This window comes from Fructilactobacillus sp. X3R2C1, from assembly GCF_059901235.1.
Genome location: NZ_JBWXVA010000002.1, coordinates 149,338 through 171,628, shown reverse-complemented (window position 1 = coordinate 171,628; position 22,291 = coordinate 149,338). Strand labels below are relative to the sequence as shown.

The window sequence follows — 22,291 nt, the reverse complement described above, 5'->3', positions numbered from 1 at the left end:
TTTTTGCGCCTAATTATTATTAAAAAAGTTTGTCCAAAATCTCATACCAAGTACCAGTTAAATTGGACTTTTCACTATTAACGTTTTTTAACAAACCAAGACTCATTAAATCAAACTTTTCACTTCCAAAGTCACAACAATCATCAGTGTGGTCATCAAAGTTCACATCAAATAAAGAAAGCAGAAGTTTTCGCCGACAGCCAGTATGATTAATGTACCGGACAACTTGCTTTAAACTTTGATCCTTTTTAAGGGTGACCTCAGAAAAAATCTGTTTGACGTCATCATTACCATACCCATGATTTAAATAGAACTGAAGGAGTCTCTTATTCTGCTCACTCATTTTAGCTTTGGGATTTGAAAAGAAATTATCAATCTGTTGATCATTAGGAATGGACCTAACAATTAAGCTCTGTGCAATTTGTTCATCACCATTAGAGTAAAGTAACACTGCGATACTCTGTTTACCGTCTCTTCCAGCTCTGCCAATTTCTTGAACATAACTTTCCATATCAGTCGGCATATGATAATGGACTACAAATCGGATGTCTGATTTGTCAATCCCCATTCCAAAAGCACTTGTTGCACAGATGACCTGAAGCTCATTATCCATAAACTGATGCTGAATCCGATACCGATCATCGTTACTAAGACCGGCATGATAAGCTGCCACTTTGATATCAGTTTGTTCTCTAAGTTTCAAAGCAACTTTCGAAGCCTTATCTCGGCTAGAGAAATAAATTATACCGGGATACTTGAGTTTCTCAATTAAATTAAAAAGATAGGCTTGCTTATCTTTTTCACTTGAACTTTTATGAACCGCAAGAAAAATGTTAGGCCGATCCACATTTTCAATTATTTCTTGAACGTCAGTTAACTTCAAATAATTAATGATATCTTTTTGAACTTTTTTTGAAGCAGTTGCCGTTAGCATTAGCGTTTGCGGATGTCCTAACGTACGAATCACCTGTCTTAATGACAGATAATCAGGACGAAAATCAAGCCCCCACTTAGAGATACAATGTGCTTCATCAATCACCAATAAGCTAATTTTCAATTGCTTAATGCGGTTAAGCACATCAGAATTAGATAATAGTTCTGGAGAAACAAAAATATAACGAAACTGATCAAGATGATTCAATAGCCGGTGTCGCTTCGACCAATCGTTCATTGAATTTAAAGCACACACCCGCTTTTCTCCCATAAAGTTCATCCGACCAACCTGATCTTCCATAAGAGAAATAAGTGGCGAGACAATCACAACCGGACGCTTAATTAAATACCCATATAACTGGTATATTAATGATTTACCTGCCCCAGTTGGCATGACTGAAAGAACATTTGCTCCATTTAATAGTGCAGAAATGGTCTTATCTTGACCAGGCTTAAAATCACTAAAGCCAAACTTATTTTTTAATATTTGTTTAGCAAGTTTCATCTTGTTCATTATTAATTCCCTGTTTTGTCTGTTTGATTTCAAGTAATCTAAATTGAAAAAAACTAAACTGCTCTAAAACATCAGTTGGTAATTGATGATAGTCCCAGTCATCAACGTCCGTTCCAAGTAGAATACGCCTAACTTTTCTTTCCATTTGAAGGGAAATGAAATTTTGATAAGGAAACTTGTCATAATCAACGTAAATTGCAACTTCCAGAAGATGTTCTAGGACAGTTGACTCTCGTAGATTTCGCAGTTGTTCAACCTTTTTTATATTACCCAATCGTTCATATTCATCAAAAGTCCTTTTAGCACTACCAGAAATTGGATTTTTGAAAAGACCATTAAGTAATGGAACCATTACAGATTGGTCACTTTGCTCAACAAAGTTCGCTAATTTTGCATAATTGATAAAATCATCAATATAACTTTTGACTAACGATTGGTTTAAATTATGTGCAATCTGCTGGATTGTGAATCCATTAGTATTAAATCCAACTAATCCTTGAGCAAATAAATCAGCGTCATTTAGATCGAGTAAGGATAAAAATCGTTTCAACTCTTTCTTTAAATCTGTGCCAACTTGCTTGCGATCAATCAGTCGATAATATTTTTTAATAAAATCTTTATTAACTCCATCAACATTGACTGGATAATAGTGTCTAACGTTATGGACATGCTCTGATATAATCTGAACAAACAACTGCAATCGTTGCTTAAAACTAACTAAATCAATTCTTTGAAAAGTATGTAATGAAAAAGAAAGATTAGAATCATCAATCATTTTAATTAATTCTGCTCTTTCTTTTTCTCCTTCAGACGTTAATTTAAACTGACCATGTTCAACTTCTTCCAGCAAGTTCGCACTAATCAGAGACTTAACATCTAATTCGTTTTTATTAAAATATCGTCCAACTCCAAGAAGGTCTAAAAGACCATATCTCATCGCCCAGTATAAGGTGGCTACCGTTTTCTTGCCTAACAGTAAGTTTTCAATTAATCGAGCCCTTCGTTTTTGGGTTGCACTAAAAACGAAAAGACCAAGAGCTTCATTTGTATTATTAATCATTTTTGATAAGATCGCTTATTAATCCATTTCTGCATTTGTTTTGCAATAATCACAAAAATCAATCCAATCACAATACCCTTGATTAAGTTAAAGGGAACTACTCCGTAAAGAATCGTTTTGGCAAGCGAAAAATCTAACTTTAAATTTGTTAGTTTCACATACAGTGGAGTACTAATGAACAAATTGGTAATACTCATGACAATTGTTAACGCCAGCGTTTCAACCAAAACAATCAAAAAGTCAATCCAGTGACTTTTAAATAAATATTTTCTCAAAAAGTAAAACACCAAAATCATTGTTAATGAGGCTAAAAGAGAGGTGGTCAACCCAATTAACTCAAGTGGTGAAAAACCCATCACCATCCAGTAAATAAATAGTTTAAGTATCACAGCTTCAATGGCTGCACCCGGTCCCAATAATAACAAACAAATCAAAATTGGAATATCCGAAAAATCCAATTTCAAATAACTCATGTATGGGATGATTGGAAATGAAATCAACATTAACAAAAATGAGATCGCACCAATCACGGCAGTTATAGTAATTCTTTTAATTCGATCGTTTTTAGCTATCATCACAATTCCTCCAATTAAACGTTCTTCAAAGTCAATTAGGGTAAATTGCGCCATAAAAAAACTCATCTTCTTTATACCAGACTTTACTGTCGGCAATGGGATTTCACCATCTCAACCAATTTTCATTGGGTAGTGGGCTGTAACCACCGATTGGGAATTTCACCCGACCTTGAAGACGTTTTATTAATTATTTAGTTAAAGCATACAAATCTCGTATTTCTCTTTTTCGGAGCCTACGAAACTCACCAGGTTGTAAGTTTTCTAAACCGATCCCAGCAAACTCTTCCCGTTTTAATTTTTCAACAGGATGACCAACTGCTTTCAGCATATCTTTAACTTCATGATTCTTACCCTCGTGAATCGTCAAACGTAGCACCGAATTATTCTTTGAATTACCAGCCTTATAAATCACCTCAACTTCCGCGGGTGCACTCTTATACTTGCCATTAATTAAAACACCCTTTCGAATTTTATTCAACTCATTGTGATCGAGTTTCCCAATCACCTTAACTAAGTATGTCTTTTTTACTTCATATTTAGGATGCGTTAACTGGAAATCAAGCGTTCCGTCGTTAGTTAAAATAATTATCCCACTCGTATCATAATCTAATCGTCCAACGGGGTATATTCGTTCAGGAACCTTTTTTAAAAAGTTCAAAACGGTCTCTCGATCCCTTTCATCCCTCACAGAAGAAATTACCCCACGTGGCTTATACAGGGCAAAATATACTAGATCTTCTTTTCTTAACGATGTTCCATCCACCTCAATCTTGTCAGTGGGTTCAACTTTTATCCCTAACTGATTAACAATCTTACCATTAACCTTCACATGTCCAGTACTAATGAGTTCCTCAGACTTTCGTCTCGAAGCCACCCCATCATGCGCCATAACTTTTTGTAATCTTTCACTCATCTTGCTGATCCTCCAATGGTTTCATTTTATCATCAAACATCTGACCATAATCTTTTGGATCTCTTTCTGCATCTAAAGCTGGTAAATCATTAATGCTTTTAAGGTTAAAAGCGTTTAAAAAAAGGTCGGTAGTAACATATAGCTTAGGTTTGCCTGGTTCATCACGCTCACCCTTGATGGTAATTAAATTTTGTGCCAAAAGATTTCTAATTGAAATCAAACTATTTATGCCCCTTACCTCATCAACTTCAACGCGCGTTATTGGCTGTTTATACGCAATAATCGTAAGCGTCTCAAGTGCCGACTGCGTTAACAACTCTTCATCGGATTTAACAAACTTTTGAATTACTTTTGAATAATCCTTTTTAGTTGTCATATGGATAATGTCACCATTTTGTAAAATGCAGATGCCAAATCGATCACTTGAATAACGCTCACTCAACGAAGCAATACAGCTCCGAATGGTGGAATCATTTGCGGAAGTTAATTTTTTCAACCGTTCAATTGTCATTCCAGACTCTCCCGAAACATACAAGAGAGCTTCAATTTCTGCCATTAAATTCATTAATTAGATTTCCTTAATAAGATTTCTCCGTCATTACTGGTTTGCACAACCATAATACGATGATGTTTAACCATTTCCAAAAGTGCCAAAAAATCGGTCACTAATTCTTCTAAAGGAGAATTGGCCTCAAACAACTTGGAAAAATAGATTTCATGACTACTAGCTCCATTTATTCGTCTCATAATTACTTCACTTTGCTCATTAACGCTAAAATTCCATTCTGAAACTTGTTGAACTGGCGGTTTAGAAGTTAACTGATGTCGTTTAATGATCTTATTCCATGCTCGTTCCAGCAAGCTAATTTCAAACTCATTTTCACTAATTGCAATCTCCGACTTATTAAAAGAACGAATCCTAGAATGATAATGATTTCGTTCTACTTCTTTTTTTTGCAACTTTTTCGACGCTTTTTTATACCGATTATATTCAACCAACTGATCAACCAGATCGTCCCGTGGATCATCATCTAATTCATCATCAGTTTCTTTAGCTAACAACATTTTAGATTTAATTCGCATCAAATTAGCCGCCATTACAAAGAAATCACCAGCAATATCAAAATTTAAACGTTTCATTTTATTTAAATATTTAAAATATTGCTCAGTAATATCCTTAATGTCAATATCATAAATATCCATCTTTGCTTGTTTGATTAGATGCAGTAGAAGCTCTAGTGGACCATCAAAGTCATTAACGTGAATCTGTAGATTGTCTCTGTTCATGACTTAACTCCCATTTACTAATGACATCTTGCGTATTAAACGTTCCCATGATTTTTTTGTCAGGATATTCATTTTCAACACTATCAAGAATTCGAAATTCATTAAAAATATTGTTAGCATCTGGCGTAAGGGTAATCCTTCTAACAACCACGTTTTTCGGGTTGATTTCAACTCCTACAATTCCAGCCCAATTTCCAAATCGATCCTTCCAAAGAAAAATGTCACGATTGTCAGCATTTCGATACCAATTCATTTCTTCCACAAGATGTTTCGTTTTATCGTTACTTTTAGAAAGTGACAACATCCCCATCACAATCTTTTCATAATCATTTCGATACCTGAATAGCATCGACATCACCTCAATTACTTGCTGTCATTACTCCATCTCATTTTATGCTCTTGGATGATATTTATCATACACCTGACTTAACCGCTCGTGGGAAATATGAGTGTAAATTTGCGTCGTGGAAATATCAGAATGTCCAAGTAATTCCTGCACAGTTCTAAGATCGGCTCCATTTTCTAAAATGTGCGTTGCAAAAGAATGTCGTAATGTATGTGGAGTAACGTTCTTTTTAATGCCAGCTAAACTAACGTAACGTTTAATCTTTTCCCAAATGCTTTGTCGACTAATTCGTCCACCATGCGCATTCAAAAAAACGTACGGAGATGTCCGGTGCTTAAGTAACTGTAATCGACTATCATTTAAATACTTAAATAGCCAATTCTGAGCAACTTCTCCAATTGGAACAATTCGTTCTTTATCTCCCTTTCCAATGGTCTGAATCAGATTCATTTCTAAATGAAGATCGGATAACTTTAAATTAATCAATTCAGATACTCGAAGCCCAGTAGCATACATCACTTCTAAAATGGTTCGATCTCTTACCCCATACTTGGTGTTCACATCCGGCATTTTAAGTAATCGATCAACTTCATTAACGGATAAAACATCGGGTAAGTGCTTGCCCTTTTTAGGAGTATCAATCTTGTTCATGGGGTTCTTTTTAATCACCTTAAATTCCATTAAATATTGAAAAAATTTACGAAGCGTTGATACAAATCGAATGATTGTATTACGAGACTTACCACTATTTTTCATTGTTTCCATGTAATTTAAAATTGCATACTGGTCGACATCTTTAAACGAACTGATGTGATTTTTTTTTAAATCCAACTCAAATTCCCTTAAATCTTGTCGATAACTTTTAATGGTATTGTCAGATAATCCTCTTTCTACTAGTAAATAGTGGAGATAATCTTCAATTTGATCATTCACTTACTTTCATCTCGTTTCAGTTAATTTAATTCCATCTGGGGTTTCGGAAATAACATGAGCCTTTAATAAATGCCCCAGGGCTCGTTTAAACTGAGATTTGCTGATTCCAAAGTAATCCTTAATTACTTGAGGGTCACTTTTATCGTTATAAGGTAATTCATTATTAGGCTTATGCTCAAGAATTGTCTGAATCATCTTGGCGTCCTCACCAATCACTTCATAAGATCGTGGTCTAAGTGATAAATAAAGCGTTTTATTGGGTCGGATTCCAATAATCCTAGCGTTTACTTTCTCTCCTAGTCGTGGTTGTTCTTCCTCTTCTGATTTGTCAATGAACCCTAAATTATAGTGGTCCGTTATTACTTGCGTTCCCATCAGTTTAGGGTTAATGACCCAAGCGTTAACATCCCGATTTTTCAATTTTGGATCATTAACTGGTTGGGAAATCGCTTTATATATCTGAGGATCAGCTAATTTACCCCAGATTCGATTCTTACTATCCTTTTTTAGAGCAATTAAAAGTTGGTCACCAACTTCTGGCCATAATGACTTAATATCCGGCAAATCATCAAGAGAAACAGCAACATCCTTATCTGGTAAACCGATGTCAACAAAGATTCCCAATCCAAATTTAATTCCAACCACTTTTCCCCATGCATAGCTGTCAATTCCAACATCAGGAACGTTTCGCGTGATTTTCATTTGATGCTTTTCATTTTCGTAGACAAATCCCTTAAAATTTCCACCTAATTTAATTGGCTTTTTTAACTCGCCCTTGTTTAAAGAATAAGTAATTCCGTTATTTTGAATGAAATACTCCTTATCGTTTTCATCAGTGACTTTTCCCGTAATTACGGTTCCCAAATCTTCATCCATATTAATTCTCCATCCCAGTGCTTTTAATGAATATTATACCAAATAAAAAAAGCATCCGATAATAATCGGGTGCTTCATTCTTAATAATTATTATTTAGCTTTTGATTGGTTCCCAGCGTAAACAACACCGCGACGACCGTCAACAGTAACTAATTGACCATCTTTGATGTTTTCAACTGCATCAGTAGCACCCACAATTACTGGAATGTTAAGTGAGATACCAACGACAGCAGCGTATGAGGTCAAACCACCGTTTTCAACCACGATTGCACTTGACTTCTTCATTGCTGGTAAGTAGTCCTTGTTTGTATCCTTAACAACTAGAACACCACCATCAATGGCTTTATCGTTAGCTTCCTTAGCATCTTTAGCAACTACTGTCTTGCCAATGACAGTTTCACCACCAACACCTTGACCTTGAGCTAATTTAGTACCAATCAACTTAACGCGAATTGTGTTAGTAGTTCCTTGATCACCTAATGGTACACCTGAAGTAATCAAGATCATGTCGCCTTCCTTAGCAAGTCCAGTTTCAACTGCCTTTTTAGCAGCCAATTCGAACATTTCATCTGGATTTGATGGTTTATCAACTAAGATTGGTTGAACACCATAGTTAACCGTCAAGCCACGACGAACACGATCGTTAAACGTTAAAGCAAGAATATCAGCGTCTGGATGATATTTTGAAATCATTCTTGCAGTGTAACCTGAACCGGTTGCAGCTACAATTGTGTGAATTCCCATATCCTTAGCAATCCGTGCAACTGCTTCACCAAGTGACTCAGTGACGTCACCAGTACCGAACTTAGGACGTGGAGTACCAAATTCAAAGAAGTGTTTGTCAGCTTCGATATCAATCTTGCTCATCATTGCAACTGACTTAACTGGGTAATCACCGTTAGCACTTTCACCTGAAAGCATAGTTGCATCAGTACCATCATAAACAGCATTAGCAACATCAGATACTTCGGCACGAGTAGGTCTTGGTTCTTCTTGCATGGAATCAAGCATTTGAGTAGCAGTGATAACTGGTTTACCTAAATCATTACAGATCTTGATTAAATGTTTTTGAACGGTTGGGACATTTTCTGGTGGAATTTCAACTCCCATGTCACCTCTGGCAACCATCAAACCATCAGATACTTTGATGATTTCGTTAAAGTTGTCGATTCCTTCTTGTGATTCAATCTTAGGAAAAATTTGAACGTCTTCCATATTCTTGCTTTCAAGTAAGGCACGGATATCTAGGACATCTTGTGGCTTTCTAACAAATGAAGCAGAGATATAGTTAATACCATGGTCACATCCGAAAAGGATATCATCAGTATCTTTTTCAGTAATACCAGGTAAGTTAATTGAAACTCCTGGAGCATTAACACCCTTACGTGAGCCCAAGACCCCGTTATTTTGGGCAGTAACCACTAACTCTTTGTTGGCATCATCTTTTTTGTCAATCTTGGTATCCAAAAGACCGTCATCAAACAGAACGTGTCCGCCAACTTTAACGTCGTCATACAAGCCTGGGTAAGAAACAGCAATCTTGTCTTTAGTTCCCTCAAGGTTACCATCCATTGAAATTCTAAATTGATCACCAGTGTGGTATTCAATCTTTCCGTCTTTTTGTACCGTGGTTCTGATTTCAGCACCCTTAGTATCTAAGACAATTCCAACAACCTTACCAGTTTTCTTTTCCGCTTCTTTTACTTTATTCATACGGTCTAAATGTTCCGCATGGTCTCCGTGTGAAAAATTGAAACGAAAAACGTTTGCTCCTGCTTCAATAAGCTTAGTGATGGTATCAACATCAGTACTTGCAGGACCAAGTGTACTTACGATCTTTGTTCTCTTCATAAGTAAAGCCTCTCCTTTTTACATGGCACACATCTGCGTACCAAGCATTATTTGATTTCAAGTGTATTGTATCACTTTTTATAAGGATTGTCGTTAGTTTCACAGGCAAAATTTATCATTGTGTAACAACGTTTCCCGCTCCTAAAATGTCACGTAGATCATGCATTAAATCAGAATTAATGGCCACGTTATATGCTTTATCTAATAGTTGCTTTCGATCATCGGAAGCTCGATAAAGCAAAATTGGTGTTGACCCAGGATATCTTTTTATTATCCGGATTAAATCTTGATAGATTGAATCTCGATCATGATCTAACGCAATCTTTAAATAAAGCTTTTTTTGATGATCAACTTTTTTTAAAGACTGATGAACGACATTAGCAGCTGGTTCAATTGAATTTGCCACTAATTGAAGTCCCCGTTGAACCTCAATGTTTCCAGACACCAAAACCACTATTCCACTTTTTATCCATCCACTAATTTTAGCGTAAAGATTAGGAAAAATGGTCACATCAATATCACCAAACTGATCATTACCATCGATGAAAGCCATAAGTTGCCCTTTTTTCGTTCGGATCGTCTTTACATGAGATACAAACAAAATCATTTTCACGTTTTTACTGGGCTCATGAATATCATTAGTAGTTAAAGCATGAACTTGTTCTTGTAAATCAGTATAGTGACCAACTGGATGCCCGGTTAAATAAGTTCCAAGGTACTCATTTTCCTTGTTTAGTTTCTCCCAATCAGAAAAATCATCGGTTCTTTTAATTTTGGGAGCCAACGCTTGAATTAATTCAATTGAGTTTCCACTTAATTCAGTAGAACTAATAAATTCTGGAATGGCATTAATTAATTCTTTTCGGTTATACCCAAAACCATCAAGCGCCCCTGAATAAGCAAGTGCATTTAAAAGATCAATTTTTCTAAACCTGGGATCGATTCGACTGATTAATTCCTGTAAATCATGAAAATTACCATTTTGTTTTCGTTCTTCCTCAACATTCTTAATAAAATCGGTTCGTAATCCTTTGATGGTACGAAGTCCAAACCTGATTTTACCATCCTGATAAGTATAAACATCTTTACTCTCATTGATATCAGGACGCTCAACTTGAATATCTGATTCTTTGGCTTCTTGAACGTAATTCTTGGTCTTACGTGAATTACCGATCACCGAATTTAGCAACGATGTAAAAAATGGACCAGGAAAATGAACTTTTAAATAGGCCAACTGAAACGCCATTTTGCTATATGCAACTGCGTGAGACTTATTAAATCCATAGTCGGCAAATCGTTCCATATAGTCAAACGTTGTCTTTGAAACGTCTTTAGAATATCCTTTTTTACTAGCGCCATCAATGAACTGGATCTTCATGTTATCCATTTCTTTTTTATGCTTTTTGCTCATCGCACGGCGCAAAATATCAGCTTGTCCCAGTGTAAAACCACCCATTGCCGATGCAAGTTGCATAACCTGTTCCTGATAAACAATAATGCCAAAGGTTGAACCCAAAATGTTTTTAATGGTTTCATTTGGATAGTTAACCGTCTGAGTCCCATTCTTTCTGGCAATAAACATATCAATATTCTTAATGGGACCGGGTCGATACAAAGCATTCACGGCTGCCACCATATCAAAATCATTTGGTTTTAATTTACGTAACACGTTTTGAATTCCAGATGATTCAAATTGAAAAACCCCATTAGTCTTACCAGATTGAAAAAGCTTCAAAGTATCCTGATCATTTAAATTGATGTCAGTTATTTCAAAATTACGATCAACTTTTGAATGAATAATTTCTAAAATGTTAGCCATTGTAGAGAGGTTTCTCAAACCCAAAAAATCAATCTTTAAGAGCCCCACGCTTTCAACATAATACTTGGAGTACTGGGTCATCAACAATCCATCATTTCCGGATTGAAGTGGAGCACGATCAACGATGGGATCTTCACTTAAAATTAAACCAGCAGCGTGAGTGGAAAAATGGCGTGGTAGTCCCTCTAGTTTTTCAGCAATATCAAATAGCAACCGATTGGTTTTACTATCAGCTAATAAATTTCTTAATTTCTGTGATTCTGATTCGGCCTTAGCCAGGGATTCATGAAGCTGATTTGGAATTGCAGATGACCACTTTGCCATTTGAGTTGGAGTCATTCCAAATACCCTGCCAACATCTCGAAGAGCTTGTTTGGCAGCTAACGTTCCAAAAGTCACAATTTGAGCAACATGTTCATTTCCATATTTTTGATGAACATACTGTAAAATATCATCACGCCGATTATCGGGAATATCTAAATCAATATCCGGCATCTGTGCTCGTTCTTCGTTTAAAAATCGTTCAAATAGCAAATTATACTTAATCGGATCCACATCGGTAATTTTTAAAGTGTACGCAACTAATGATCCCGCTGAAGATCCCCGACCAGGTCCAGTTATAATTCCTTGGTGATGAGCAAAATTTAAAACATCCCATACAATCAAGAAATAATCATCAAATCCCATCCGATTAATAACTTTTAGTTCAGAATCTAACCGGTCCTGATACTCATTACGATTAAGATGCGATTCATCCTTCAATCTTTCCTTTAAACCAAGTTCACATAATTGACGTAAATAGTCCATTGAAGAAAGATTATCTGGAGCTTTAAACGTCGGTAGTTTAGGTTGCTCTTTGGGAATCGCTACGTCAACTTCATCAACCATTTTCTGGTTATTTAAAACCGCTTGATCAAGCCCTAGATTGTGATACTGAGTCTCAATATTATGACGATCCTTCAACCATTTGGTTCCAACCTGATGCCTTTCTTCCATTGGATTTTTGATCACGTCACCAGTTCCAATCGACTTTAAAACTTCATTTGAAAAATAATCATCTGCATCAAGATATTCAACCGAATTAAGCGCCACTAAATCAACATCAGCTTGGACCCCTAGGTTCTTAAGCTCATTTATAATTATCTTAGTTCGATTTAAGCTAATTCCAACTTTTACTGCATTTGAATCGCTAACGCTCTTTACTTTAGCAATTAAGGTTTTAACCTCGCTCATTCTTCCTACTTCAATCAGTTTATTTAACTCACTATTCTCTGGAAAAATGACAAATAGATGGTGGAGTTTATCCTTGATTTTTTCAATAACATTAGTTTGCTCATTACTCATCAAAAGTGATGAAATTTTCATCAAATTCTTGTACCCATCCTGATCTTTAGCAATCAAAATCAATTCGGACTTGTTTTCTTTAAAAAACATCCCGTCCAAAACTGCCGTTAAACCAATAATTGGCTTAATACCCTGCTTTTTTGCCTCATTATAAAAAGCTACCGACCCATACATCACATTCCGATCAGTTAGTGCCACACTTTGATAACCACGCGCACGAGCTTTTTCAATTAACTTAGGAACCGTATTGGTACTTTGAAGCAAACTATACGATGTAATGTTTTGTAACGGATTGTATCCCAAAATTTGTCATCTCCTTTCCTAATTTCATATTCATTATAGCAAATGGACCCGATAAATTTTATTCGAAGTTTGTAATTGATTTTTTCTACTGTAGTGATAAACTACTGGTATTGAGAGGTGTTAATTATGAAGACGTTTGCTGCTAACTTAACTGGTGCTTTCTGGGGATTTGTATATGGCGAAATTATTGGTTATATTGGATCGGCCTTGGTTGGCGCACCTTATAATTGGATTCAAGTTGGAGTAATCGGCGCTGTTGTTGCCCTTATTGCCTTCAACGGAATTAAACTAATTAGTCGTTAAAGAAATAAAAATAACCTGCAGGTTGAACCTGCAGGTTATTTTTTTAGTCTTTTGAAACATCCTCTGAAATCTTAATAATTAAATCGACAGCCTTTTCCATCGTTTGAAGCGACACATATTCAAAGCGGCCATGCATGTTTTCTGGTCCAGCAAATAGGTTGGGAGTTGGAATCCCAAGAAAAGAAATCTTAGAACCATCAGTACCACCACGAACCGGATAAATATTTGGCTTAATGTTAACTTCATTCATGGCATCCTTAGCAATATTGACGGGTGTCATATCTTTCTTAATGATTTCCGCCATGTTGTAATATTCATCATGCATCTCAAGTTCAACTCTCCCATCACCATATTTATCATTAAACTTATTAACTAAGTTTTGAATGAATTGCTTGCGTTCGTTGAACTTACTCTTATCATGATCACGAATGATGTAATCTAATTTAGCATGATCAGTTACCCCATCAATCGCAAGCAGATAATAAAAGCCCTGACGATCTTTGGTATTTTCCGGTCGTTGGTCCTTTGGTAATTGATTATGAAAATCAATTGCAAGCTGAGAGGCATTTACCATCACACCATAGGCGTCACCAGGATGAACATCAGTTCCGTTGAATTTTATTGTGGCAGACGCCGCATTAAACGTTTCGTACTCTAAGTCTCCAAGTGGACCACCATCAACCGTGTATGCAAAATCAGCACCAAAATCAGTAACGTCAAATTGATCGGCTCCGGTACCAATCTCCTCATCTGGTCCAAACCCAACTACGATATCGCCATGCTTAATTTCGGGATGATCAACTAAGTATTTCATTGCCGTCATAATTTCAGCCACTCCCGCCTTATCGTCAGCTCCTAAGAGAGTTGAACCATCGGTAGTAATTAAAGTTTGACCAGCATACTTTTTAAGGGTTGGGAATACGCTCGGATCCAGCTGGTATTTGCCATCTTTATCAAGTTTAATAATCGATTTTCCATCGTAATTTTTAACTACTTGTGGATTGACGTGTTCTGAATTAAAGTCTGCCGTGTCTATATGAGAGATAAATCCAATCTTAGGAACTTTTTGCTTAACATTACTTGGTAAATCAGCAAAAACATAACCACTTTTTTCATTGGTTCGTACGTTTTCCATCCCAATATCCTTTAATTCATAAGAAAGTTCGTTTAAAAAATCAACTTCTTTAGGATCAGACGGAATTGTGTCAGAATTCGGATTAGATCTCGTATTCACCTTCACATATTTCAAAAAGCGATCCAGTAACTGCTTGCTATCAGCCATAACTATTCCTCCTATATAAACTCAAACGGATCCGTGTTTAGTTGCGATGCAAATACATTGATATCCCAACGATTTTCATCAGACCAGCGCGTAAACATTTCAGCTAACTTATTTTTACATATACTTTCAATATGGTGCCCGGGATCAATCGCAGACAGACCACTTGAAAGCATCTCTTGAGAAGTATGATAATACAAATCGCCAGTAATATAAACTTGAACGCCTTGTTCAATCGCTTGTCGATAGAACTTGCCACCGTCTCCACCTAAGATAGCAATCCGCTTAACACGCTCTTGATCATCATTTGTTACCATTCGTAAACCACTAATTCCAAACACTTGTTTACATAGTCGACCTAAATCAATGATTTTCATTGATTGTTTCAAGTTGCCAACACGTCCCATCGAATAATTAGTAGGAAAACCATTAGTATCCAAATGGGGTACCAGTCCAACGGTATTTTGAAGACCGATCGCATCTGCTAGCCAGTCATTCATTCCACCATTTGCATTATCCAAGTTCGTATGAGCCGCATAAACGGTAATATTATGTTTCAAAATATTAGCGTACATTTGATTTTGGGGATCAGCTAAATCTAAATTCTTTGCAGGATGAAACATCACGGGATGATGGGCAAAAATAAAATCAACGTTCTTGTTGATCGCTTCATCAACCACTTCAGGTCTAACGTCTAAAGTGGTCATGACGTTTTTAATACTTCGCTTTTTAGAACCAATTTGAAATCCAGTTGGGTCTTTTGGTTCAGCAAGTGAAAGTGGTGCGAATCGTTCAAATCTAGTAATTAAGTCATTAACGGTTGTCATCTAAAATCTCCTCTAATTCTTCGTTAATCTTTTGGATGTGTTGAATTTTTTCAAGAGGTGGATTAGTAGCATTATGCAGATTATCCAAAACAATCTTATTTTTCCGCATCCGATCAGTCCATTTTGCAATAAATGCTTGTTTTTGTTGTTTTAAAAGAATCGGTCCAAACCTTAGTTCCTGATTAGAATACTTAATCGGATTCGTTGATGGAGTTGCCAAGATCATTTCATAAAAATGCCCAGCATCAAAAACAATGTTTTCAATATCAATCTTATACTGATTTGTAACTAACCAACTTCTTACCCGAATTTCATCAACGTTTGGTTGCAGAATTAGGGCCGTTTGTTTAGAAAGTTTCTCTTTGCCACGTTCAAGGATCTGAGTGATTAATTCACCACCCATCCCAGCAATCACAATTGCATTCACGTGGTCACTTGATTTAATCACATTAAGTCCATCTCCCAACCGGGTCACCATTTTATCACCTAAGTGTTGTTCTTTCATTTCCAATGTTGCGTTATGCAGTGGTCCAGGAGCAACCTCACCGGCAATCGCAAACTTAATCAAATTCCGTTTTAACAAATAAGCCGGAACATAAGCGTGATCCGAACCGATATCAGCTATTGTTGCCCCATTAGGAACTAAATCAGAAACTGCTTGTAAACGTGGCGATAACTTTTTTGCCGTCATCGTTTCCCTCCTAATCCAATAAAAAAGCAGCGATCCAGTTGGATCTCTGCCACATCTTTAATCTAAGAAATCTTTTAATTGTTTACTGCGTGATGGATGTCTCAGTTTTCTTAATGCTTTAGCTTCAATCTGTCGAATTCGTTCTCTAGTGACACCAAAGACTTTCCCAACCTCTTCTAAGGTTCGAGTTCTTCCATCATCTAACCCGAATCTAAGTCGTAAAACGTTCTCTTCACGGTCAGTTAACGTATCTAGGACACTTTCAAGTTGTTCTTTTAAAAGCTCATAAGCAGCATGATCAGCAGGACTAGTGGCATCTTCATCTTCAATAAAGTCACCTAAGTGGGAGTCATCTTCTTCACCAATTGGAGTTTCAAGTGAAACTGGTTCCTGAGCAATCTTAAGGATCTCTCTAACCTTTGAAGTTGGCATATCCATCTCAGCACCAATCTCAGATGGTAACGGTTCTCTGCCAAGGTCTTGGAGTAATTGACGCTGAATTCGAATCAGTTTATTGATGGTTTCAACCATATGAACGGGAATTCGAATGGTTCGAGCCTGATCCGCAATGGCTCGAGTAATTGCTTGTCTAATCCACCACGTAGCGTACGTTGAAAACTTAAATCCTTTACGGTAATCAAACTTCTCAACGGCCTTCATTAAACCCATGTTCCCTTCTTGAATCAAATCAAGAAATTGCATGCCACGGCCAACGTAACGCTTGGCAATTGAAACAACTAATCGCAAGTTTGCTTCAGCTAATTCTTGTTTAGCTGTTTCATCACCCTGCTCGATTCTGAGAGCTAATTGTACCTCTTGATCAGCGGTAAGTAATGGAACTCGACCAATTTCCTTTAGGTACATTCTGACCGGATCATTAATTTTAACTCCCTTTGAACTGGAAGCATTTTTTAGTTCTTTTTGAGTAACTTTTTTAGCTGCTTTTAAAGCTCTGGGATCTGGTTCGCCACTTTCATCAACAATACTTATTCCTGAGTCTTCAACCTTTTCCATCAATTCGTTCATTTGTTTTTTATTCAAACTAAATGGAACCTGGAGTTCTTCCTCTAAGACCCCATAGGTGATGTGACCAACCTTCTTGTGCTTCTTTACAACGGCGTCAAAAACCTTCTTATATCCAGTTTTATCAAATTTTTCTTTACTCGTTGTCTTCTTTGCTCTAGTTGCCTTAGTTTTAGTCGTTTTCTTTGCAGTAGTCTTTTTAGTGCTCTTATTTTTAGGAGCACCGCTCTTTTTGGGAGCTGCTTTCGCAGTCTTATTTGTGGAATTTACTTCATTTTTCTTAATGTCTTTTTCTGCCATAAAAATTGCCTCCCATTACTGTATTCTTATTGATACTTCTTTTGCAGGTCCTGGTATTCTTTACCCAATTGGGCAGCCTTATCAGTATCACCAAGTTTAACTGCATCTAACATTTCTTGATACTTTGATTTAAGGGATACCCCACCAGTTAAAGCCTGCTTTATTATTTTAACACAATCGTCAACTTCTTTTTCACTTGGCTCATTAGATAAAGCAGCCATTTCAATATTAGCAAAAGTTGATTGCAAATCAGATTCTTTCAAAAAGTCACTAAATTCAGCAGGAACGTACTCGTCATGCAACTGAAAATAATGTTGTGCAAGTAAATAAATCGTTTGATACCCATCATGAACAAAACTAAAATCAGGATCATTGGTCACCTTTAACCAAACATCATGATTATTCAACATTCGTGACAAAAGTAAGTGCTCCGCACTTTCAACTTTAGTAATCTTCTTTGGATTTCGATTCAAAACTTCAGGAGATGAGTCAGTCTTCAACCTACGGATTTGTTTTCTTTGCTGTTTATTGATGAAGGTCGAACGAATTTGTTTACATTGAACCGACAAAGCATTGATATCCAAGTCAAACTCATCAGCTAAATGTTTTAAATAAACACTACGTTCAACGGGTTTGTCAATTTTTGCAATCACATTAACGGCTTCATCTACATAATTTAGTTTTTCTTCATCATTACTTAAATCATACTGCGTTTTAAGAAAATGCAATTCAAAGGAAGTTGTGGTTTCTCGAGCACTTTTGATAGCATCTTTAAACTTGTCATTTCCATTTTTTCGTCGATACTCATCAGGATCAACCCCGTTAGGCATTTGAATCACGCCAACTTTAAACTTACCTTCACTACTTAAAAGGCTAATCGCTCGCTTAGTAGCCTTCTGTCCAGGTTCATCGCCATCATAACAAACGTATATCTGATTCGTTAACTGATTGAACTGATAAATTTGTTCGTTCGTCAAACTCGTTCCCATTGAAGCAACGCCGTTTTTAACCCCGGCCTGAAAAGCAGAAATAACGTCCATAAAACCCTCAAACAGAATTAAATTTTGCTCATTTCGAATACTAGACTTGGCAAGATCGAGATTATAAATAATCCTTCGTTTATTAAAGATGCTAGTTTCAGGACTATTTAAATATTTTGGAAGATCAGGATCTCGATGTAAGATTCTACCGGAAAATCCAATGGTCTTAGAATTAGGATCCCTGATAGGATACATGATCCGATTCGAAAATCGATCATTCAATTCACCACTCGAATTTTCAACAAACAATCCCGATTTTCGTAAAAGTTGAAAATCAGTTTTTTTGTTCTTAAAGAACGGTTTTAAGAGTCTTTGGCTAGGGGCAAATCCTAAGTTAAAAGTTTCAATCATTTCATCCGTTATTTTTCGTTCATGCAGATATTTTAATGCGGGAACTCCAAGCTCAGTGTTAACCAATACATGATGATAGAGTTTACTGGCTTCCTCATGAAGATTAATGAGGCTGTTCTTTTCTGAATTTACTGGAGATTTACTATTATCATTTTGAACTGAGTCAGGAAGAGTAATTCCCTCATCTTCTGCCACAGCAATAACAGCTTCTGGAAAGGAAATTCCTTGCAAATCCATGAGGAATTTAAAAACATTTCCACCGCGTCCACAACTAAAACAATGAAAAATCTGTTTACTTTCTGACACAGAAAAGGATGGTGTTCTTTCCTCATGGAACGGACACAAACCGAATAAATTATTTCCTGACTTCTTTAGATTGACATACTTACTAACAACGTCAGTAATGTTGGTCTTACTTAAGACATCATCAATTACCGTTTCAGGAATTTTTGCCATGAGATCACCATCCTTTCTCGGAAATCTATTCTAATATTAATTTTTTTATTTAACAATTATTTCGTCGACATCAGCAAAGTGATCAATCATTCTTGCTAAATTAGTCAATTCTGCCAGACGATTATTGCGAACTTTCGTGTCGTCTGCCATTACCATGGTTTTATCAAAATACTCATCAATGAGTGGCTTTAAAGAAGTTAATTCATTAAAAGCTTGGTTAGCATTCAATTCATTAAAGTTTGGGCTGATAAGTTTGATTTTATCATTAAGGACTTTCTCTGAATAATTTTCAAACAACTTTTCATCAACTTTAACACTACCAGCTGGAAAATGACCTTTTTGAGCAATCCGAACCACTCGTGTCAGTGCTTCAATTGATTCTTTAAAATTAGGATCATCTTTATGATCATTTAATGTCATTGCGGTTTCAACGTTAAAGTAAATATCACTGTCAGTTGATCCCACCGCCGCATCAATTAGATCATAGCGAATATCTTTCGACTTGAGTTGTCGTTTAATTCTTTCTTTAATAAACGCAACCACGTCAGAAACAATCTTAGTTTGATCTACTTTTGGTAAGACCGCTTTAGCTTTCTCTTCAGCAATCACTTGATTCATTAATGGCATAAGTGGTACTCGCCACTTTTCACTAACAACAATTCTAACAATTCCAGCTGCCTGCCTTCTTAATGCATACGGATCATTTGAACCACTAGGAATCATATCTGCAGCAAAGAAGGTCATCACACTGTCAAGTTTATCTGCCACTGACAAAACAGCACCTACTTTAGTTTTGGGAAGTTCCCCGTCGGATGAAATGGGAAGATAATGTTCACGAATTGCAGTAGCAACTTCCGGATCTTCACCCGCAAGCAATGCGTATTTTTCACCCATTACTCCTTGTAATTCAGCAAACTCTCCAACCATCCCGGTAACTAAATCAAATTTATAAATTTCTGAGGCACGTTGTAAGTGTTTTAATTGAGTTTCATCTAATCCAACATTTTTCCCAATTATCTGGGAAATAACTTGAACGCGCTGCATCTTATCGTATTCAGAAGAAATCTTATCGTGAAAGCTAACTGTTTTGAGCTTATTAACATAATCGTCAATTGATTGCTGTTGATCCTCATTATAGAAGAAATCAGCATCATCAAGTCTAGCAGTCAAAACTTTCTCGTTTCCGGCAACTACGTTATCAAGATGATTCTCATCACCATTTCTAACGGAGACAAAATAAGGTAAAAGATTACCATCCTGATCTTCAACGTAGAAGAATCGTTGGTGGTTTCTCATTGAAGTAATCAATACTTCACGTGGAATTTTTAAGAAACGGTCGTCAAATTTTCCAGCAAAACTAGTTGGCCATTCCACTAAATTATTAACCTCTTCAAGAAGATCATTATCAATATTGACCTTCCAATTGTTCTTTTTCGCAATTGCTTCAATCTGTTTACGAATTAAATCTTTTCGCTTGTTAGCATCGGCAATCACGTGTTGGCTGGTTAAAGCTTCTTCATAATCATCGGCATTTTTTAACTCGACGTCTTTTCCAAGAAAGCGGTGTCCCCAGGTGGTCCGTCCAGAATGAACATCAACAATCTGCATTGGGATCACTTCATCGTCCAGTAAAGCCACAATCCATTTAATGGGGCGAATAAATTCAAACTTGTTGGTTCCCCACTTCATTAACGTTGGAAAAGTCATTGATTTTACAACATCATTAAGACCACTTAATACTTCTTGAACTGGTTTTCCCGCTACGTGTTTTTCAACAAAAGCATACTTAGTTCCCTTAACATCCTTAAAGACGATATCATCAGGCGTTAATCCTTGTCCTTTAGTAAAACCAATTGCCGCCTTACTCCAATTGCCATCTTTGTCCTTTGCAATCTTTTCGGCCGGACCTCGAACCTCTTTATCAACATCTGGTTGTTTGTTAACTAAGCCAGTAATTTGAATTGCCAGTCTTCTAGGAGTAGAGAACTTTTTAATTTGGTCATAAGAAATTCTTTGATCTTTTAAATACTGAGCCGCTTTTTCTGCCAATTGATTAACACTTGGCGTCACGACATGAGCGGGCATTTCTTCTAATCCAATCTCCAACAAAAATGTCTTAGCCATCTACTTATCCCCCTTGCCATCATGATGCTTTTTGTTTTTCTTCTTACTATTTTTTGAATCATCTTTTAAAAGCTCTTGTCGTTTTTGCTCATCCTTAATAAGTGGAAAACCACGCTTTTTACGCTCAGCAACAAATGCTTTGGCGATCGCGTGTGCCATTTTTCGAATTCGTGAAAGGTAACCAGCACGTTCAGTGACAGATACGGCTCCTCTTGCATCTAGTAGGTTAAAAGTATGACTACATTTCAAAATATAATCATAGGCTGGATGAACTAAGCCAAGTGATATTAATCGTTTAGCCTCTTTTTCGTAAGCATCAAACATTTGGTGCAACATTTTTTGGTCTGATTCTTCAAAACTATACTTAGAATGCTCATATTCGGGTTCTTTAAAAATATCACCGTACTTAACTCCGTTACCCCATTCCAGGTCAAAAACATTGTTGACGTCTTGAATGTACGAAGAAAGCCGTTCCAATCCATAGGTGATTTCAACCGCAACTGGATCCATAGTTAATCCACCGACAACCTGAAAATAAGTAAACTGAGTTACTTCCATGCCATCGAGCCATACTTCCCATCCAACACCGGCACATCCCATTGATGGATTTTCCCAGTTATCCTCAACAAACCGAATATCATGTTCAAGTGGATTAATTCCTAGTTGTTCAAGCGAATTAATGTACAATTCTTGGATGTTGTCCGGAGATGGCTTCATTAATACCTGAAACTGATGATGCTGATAAAGCCGATTAGGATTTTCTCCATACCTACCATCAGCTGGACGTCTTGATGGTTCAACGTAACAAACATTCCATGGCTCTGGTCCAATCGCACGCAAAAAAGTGTACGGACTCATTGTTCCCGCACCTTTCTCAGTATCATATGATTGCATCCGCATGCAACCAAGCGAACTCCAATATGACTCTAGAGTACTGATAATATCTTGGACTGATAGTTTTTCTGTCATTAACTTCTCCTCCTAATCAATAAGCAAATAAAAAAACCTATGCAAAAGTACAATGACTTTCACATAGGGACGATTTATTCGCGGTTCCACCCTACTTCTGAACTTAATCAGCAACTCGAGATTAAATGGCTCCGAAAGTGCCAATTTATACCCACATTAACCATTTCCCACTAA

The 22,291-nt window shown here is 36.6% G+C and carries 19 protein-coding genes and 1 riboswitch; of the genes, 1 reads left to right on the top strand and 18 read right to left on the bottom strand.

All coding sequences use genetic code 11. The annotated features are described in order from the left end of the window. Nucleotides 1-19: 19 nt before the first annotated feature. The 11 genes from AC6UDB_RS02920 to dnaE all read right to left on the bottom strand — a co-directional run bounded on the left by AC6UDB_RS02920 (nucleotide 20) and on the right by dnaE (nucleotide 12,754). Nucleotides 20-1,447, bottom strand: a complete 1,428-nt coding sequence (locus AC6UDB_RS02920; RefSeq protein WP_500709106.1) for a RecQ family ATP-dependent DNA helicase — start codon at nucleotides 1,445-1,447, stop codon at nucleotides 20-22. Next, nucleotides 1,425-2,507, bottom strand: a complete 1,083-nt coding sequence (locus tag AC6UDB_RS02915; RefSeq protein WP_500699460.1) for a helix-turn-helix domain-containing protein — start codon at nucleotides 2,505-2,507, stop codon at nucleotides 1,425-1,427. The genes AC6UDB_RS02920 and AC6UDB_RS02915 overlap by 23 nt, the downstream gene beginning before the upstream one ends. Continuing rightward, entirely contained in the window at nucleotides 2,504-3,136 is a 633-nt protein-coding gene (locus AC6UDB_RS02910) for an ECF transporter S component (RefSeq protein ID WP_500693785.1), read from the bottom strand. The genes AC6UDB_RS02915 and AC6UDB_RS02910 overlap by 4 nt, the downstream gene beginning before the upstream one ends. Nucleotides 3,137-3,142: 6 nt before the next feature. Next, a riboswitch (FMN riboswitch) is annotated at nucleotides 3,143-3,263 on the bottom strand. Between the two features lie 6 nt (nucleotides 3,264-3,269). Then, a complete protein-coding gene (locus AC6UDB_RS02905) occupies nucleotides 3,270-3,995 on the bottom strand; it encodes a pseudouridine synthase (RefSeq protein WP_500699459.1) in 726 nt (241 codons plus the stop codon). Next, nucleotides 3,988-4,560, bottom strand: a complete 573-nt coding sequence (gene scpB / locus AC6UDB_RS02900) for an SMC-Scp complex subunit ScpB (protein ID WP_500699458.1) — start codon at nucleotides 4,558-4,560, stop codon at nucleotides 3,988-3,990. The genes AC6UDB_RS02905 and scpB overlap by 8 nt, the downstream gene beginning before the upstream one ends. Beyond that, nucleotides 4,560-5,282, bottom strand: a complete 723-nt coding sequence (locus AC6UDB_RS02895) for a segregation and condensation protein A (RefSeq protein ID WP_500709105.1) — start codon at nucleotides 5,280-5,282, stop codon at nucleotides 4,560-4,562. Before AC6UDB_RS02895 ends, scpB begins: the two co-directional genes overlap by 1 nt. Continuing rightward, a complete protein-coding gene (locus AC6UDB_RS02890; protein ID WP_500693789.1) occupies nucleotides 5,251-5,631 on the bottom strand; it encodes a riboflavin biosynthesis protein RibT in 381 nt (126 codons plus the stop codon). Before AC6UDB_RS02890 ends, AC6UDB_RS02895 begins: the two co-directional genes overlap by 32 nt. Before the next feature lie 42 nt (nucleotides 5,632-5,673). Then, entirely contained in the window at nucleotides 5,674-6,561 is an 888-nt protein-coding gene (gene xerD / locus AC6UDB_RS02885) for a site-specific tyrosine recombinase XerD (protein WP_500693790.1), read from the bottom strand. Between the two features lie 6 nt (nucleotides 6,562-6,567). After that, nucleotides 6,568-7,437, bottom strand: coding sequence for a CvfB family protein (locus AC6UDB_RS02880; RefSeq protein WP_500709104.1), 870 nt, complete (start codon nucleotides 7,435-7,437; stop codon nucleotides 6,568-6,570). Between the two features lie 90 nt (nucleotides 7,438-7,527). Continuing rightward, a complete protein-coding gene (gene pyk / locus AC6UDB_RS02875; RefSeq protein ID WP_500706444.1) occupies nucleotides 7,528-9,288 on the bottom strand; it encodes a pyruvate kinase in 1,761 nt (586 codons plus the stop codon). 115 nt (nucleotides 9,289-9,403) lie between these two features. Then, the gene (dnaE, locus tag AC6UDB_RS02870) at nucleotides 9,404-12,754 is read right to left on the bottom strand and encodes a DNA polymerase III subunit alpha (RefSeq protein ID WP_500695613.1); all 3,351 of its coding nucleotides are present in this window, start codon (nucleotides 12,752-12,754) and stop codon (nucleotides 9,404-9,406) included. Between the two features lie 126 nt (nucleotides 12,755-12,880). On the opposite strand from dnaE, the gene AC6UDB_RS02865 reads away from it, so the two are divergent. Beyond that, nucleotides 12,881-13,057, top strand: coding sequence for a YjzD family protein (locus AC6UDB_RS02865; RefSeq protein ID WP_500693794.1), 177 nt, complete (start codon nucleotides 12,881-12,883; stop codon nucleotides 13,055-13,057). 43 nt (nucleotides 13,058-13,100) lie between these two features. Here the strand turns inward: AC6UDB_RS02865 and pepT are convergent, their stop codons facing one another. From pepT to glyQ, 7 genes are read right to left on the bottom strand one after another with little or no spacing between them, the layout of a single operon-like run. Further along, a complete protein-coding gene (pepT, locus tag AC6UDB_RS02860) occupies nucleotides 13,101-14,339 on the bottom strand; it encodes a peptidase T (protein WP_500699455.1) in 1,239 nt (412 codons plus the stop codon). Between the two features lie 11 nt (nucleotides 14,340-14,350). After that, entirely contained in the window at nucleotides 14,351-15,163 is an 813-nt protein-coding gene (locus tag AC6UDB_RS02855) for a Nif3-like dinuclear metal center hexameric protein (protein WP_500695611.1), read from the bottom strand. Then, on the bottom strand, nucleotides 15,150-15,854 hold the full coding sequence (locus AC6UDB_RS02850; protein WP_500695610.1) for a tRNA (adenine(22)-N(1))-methyltransferase: 705 nt from the start codon (nucleotides 15,852-15,854) through the stop codon (nucleotides 15,150-15,152). Before AC6UDB_RS02850 ends, AC6UDB_RS02855 begins: the two co-directional genes overlap by 14 nt. Before the next feature lie 57 nt (nucleotides 15,855-15,911). Further along, nucleotides 15,912-17,177 carry an RNA polymerase sigma factor RpoD gene (gene rpoD / locus AC6UDB_RS02845; RefSeq protein ID WP_500693798.1) on the bottom strand — a complete coding sequence of 422 codons (1,266 nt, stop codon included), beginning with the start codon at nucleotides 17,175-17,177 and terminating at the stop codon, nucleotides 15,912-15,914. A gap of 26 nt (nucleotides 17,178-17,203) precedes the next feature. Continuing rightward, nucleotides 17,204-19,024, bottom strand: coding sequence for a DNA primase (gene dnaG / locus AC6UDB_RS02840; RefSeq protein ID WP_500709103.1), 1,821 nt, complete (start codon nucleotides 19,022-19,024; stop codon nucleotides 17,204-17,206). 45 nt (nucleotides 19,025-19,069) lie between these two features. Continuing rightward, on the bottom strand, nucleotides 19,070-21,148 hold the full coding sequence (gene glyS / locus AC6UDB_RS02835) for a glycine--tRNA ligase subunit beta (RefSeq protein WP_500709102.1): 2,079 nt from the start codon (nucleotides 21,146-21,148) through the stop codon (nucleotides 19,070-19,072). After that, nucleotides 21,149-22,117, bottom strand: coding sequence for a glycine--tRNA ligase subunit alpha (gene glyQ, locus AC6UDB_RS02830; protein WP_500693801.1), 969 nt, complete (start codon nucleotides 22,115-22,117; stop codon nucleotides 21,149-21,151). Nucleotides 22,118-22,291: the final 174 nt, after the last annotated feature.

Excerpts from the sequence above, each read along its gene's own strand:
- AC6UDB_RS02920 (WP_500709106.1), bottom strand. The coding sequence starts at position 1,447 with ATGAACAAGATGAAACTTGCTAAACAAATATTAAAAAATAAGTTTGGC.
- AC6UDB_RS02915 (WP_500699460.1), bottom strand. The coding sequence starts at position 2,507 with ATGATTAATAATACAAATGAAGCTCTTGGTCTTTTCGTTTTTAGTGCA.
- AC6UDB_RS02910 (WP_500693785.1), bottom strand. The coding sequence starts at position 3,136 with ATGGCGCAATTTACCCTAATTGACTTTGAAGAACGTTTAATTGGAGGA.
- AC6UDB_RS02905 (WP_500699459.1), bottom strand. The coding sequence starts at position 3,995 with ATGAGTGAAAGATTACAAAAAGTTATGGCGCATGATGGGGTGGCTTCG.
- scpB (WP_500699458.1), bottom strand. The coding sequence starts at position 4,560 with ATGAATTTAATGGCAGAAATTGAAGCTCTCTTGTATGTTTCGGGAGAG.
- AC6UDB_RS02895 (WP_500709105.1), bottom strand. The coding sequence starts at position 5,282 with ATGAACAGAGACAATCTACAGATTCACGTTAATGACTTTGATGGTCCA.
- AC6UDB_RS02890 (WP_500693789.1), bottom strand. The coding sequence starts at position 5,631 with ATGCTATTCAGGTATCGAAATGATTATGAAAAGATTGTGATGGGGATG.
- AC6UDB_RS02880 (WP_500709104.1), bottom strand. The coding sequence starts at position 7,437 with ATGGATGAAGATTTGGGAACCGTAATTACGGGAAAAGTCACTGATGAA.
- pyk (WP_500706444.1), bottom strand. The coding sequence starts at position 9,288 with ATGAAGAGAACAAAGATCGTAAGTACACTTGGTCCTGCAAGTACTGAT.
- AC6UDB_RS02865 (WP_500693794.1), top strand. The coding sequence starts at position 12,881 with ATGAAGACGTTTGCTGCTAACTTAACTGGTGCTTTCTGGGGATTTGTA.
- pepT (WP_500699455.1), bottom strand. The coding sequence starts at position 14,339 with ATGGCTGATAGCAAGCAGTTACTGGATCGCTTTTTGAAATATGTGAAG.
- AC6UDB_RS02855 (WP_500695611.1), bottom strand. The coding sequence starts at position 15,163 with ATGACAACCGTTAATGACTTAATTACTAGATTTGAACGATTCGCACCA.
- AC6UDB_RS02850 (WP_500695610.1), bottom strand. The coding sequence starts at position 15,854 with ATGACGGCAAAAAAGTTATCGCCACGTTTACAAGCAGTTTCTGATTTA.
- rpoD (WP_500693798.1), bottom strand. The coding sequence starts at position 17,177 with ATGGCAGAAAAAGACATTAAGAAAAATGAAGTAAATTCCACAAATAAG.
- dnaG (WP_500709103.1), bottom strand. The coding sequence starts at position 19,024 with ATGGCAAAAATTCCTGAAACGGTAATTGATGATGTCTTAAGTAAGACC.
- glyS (WP_500709102.1), bottom strand. The coding sequence starts at position 21,148 with ATGGCTAAGACATTTTTGTTGGAGATTGGATTAGAAGAAATGCCCGCT.
- glyQ (WP_500693801.1), bottom strand. The coding sequence starts at position 22,117 with ATGACAGAAAAACTATCAGTCCAAGATATTATCAGTACTCTAGAGTCA.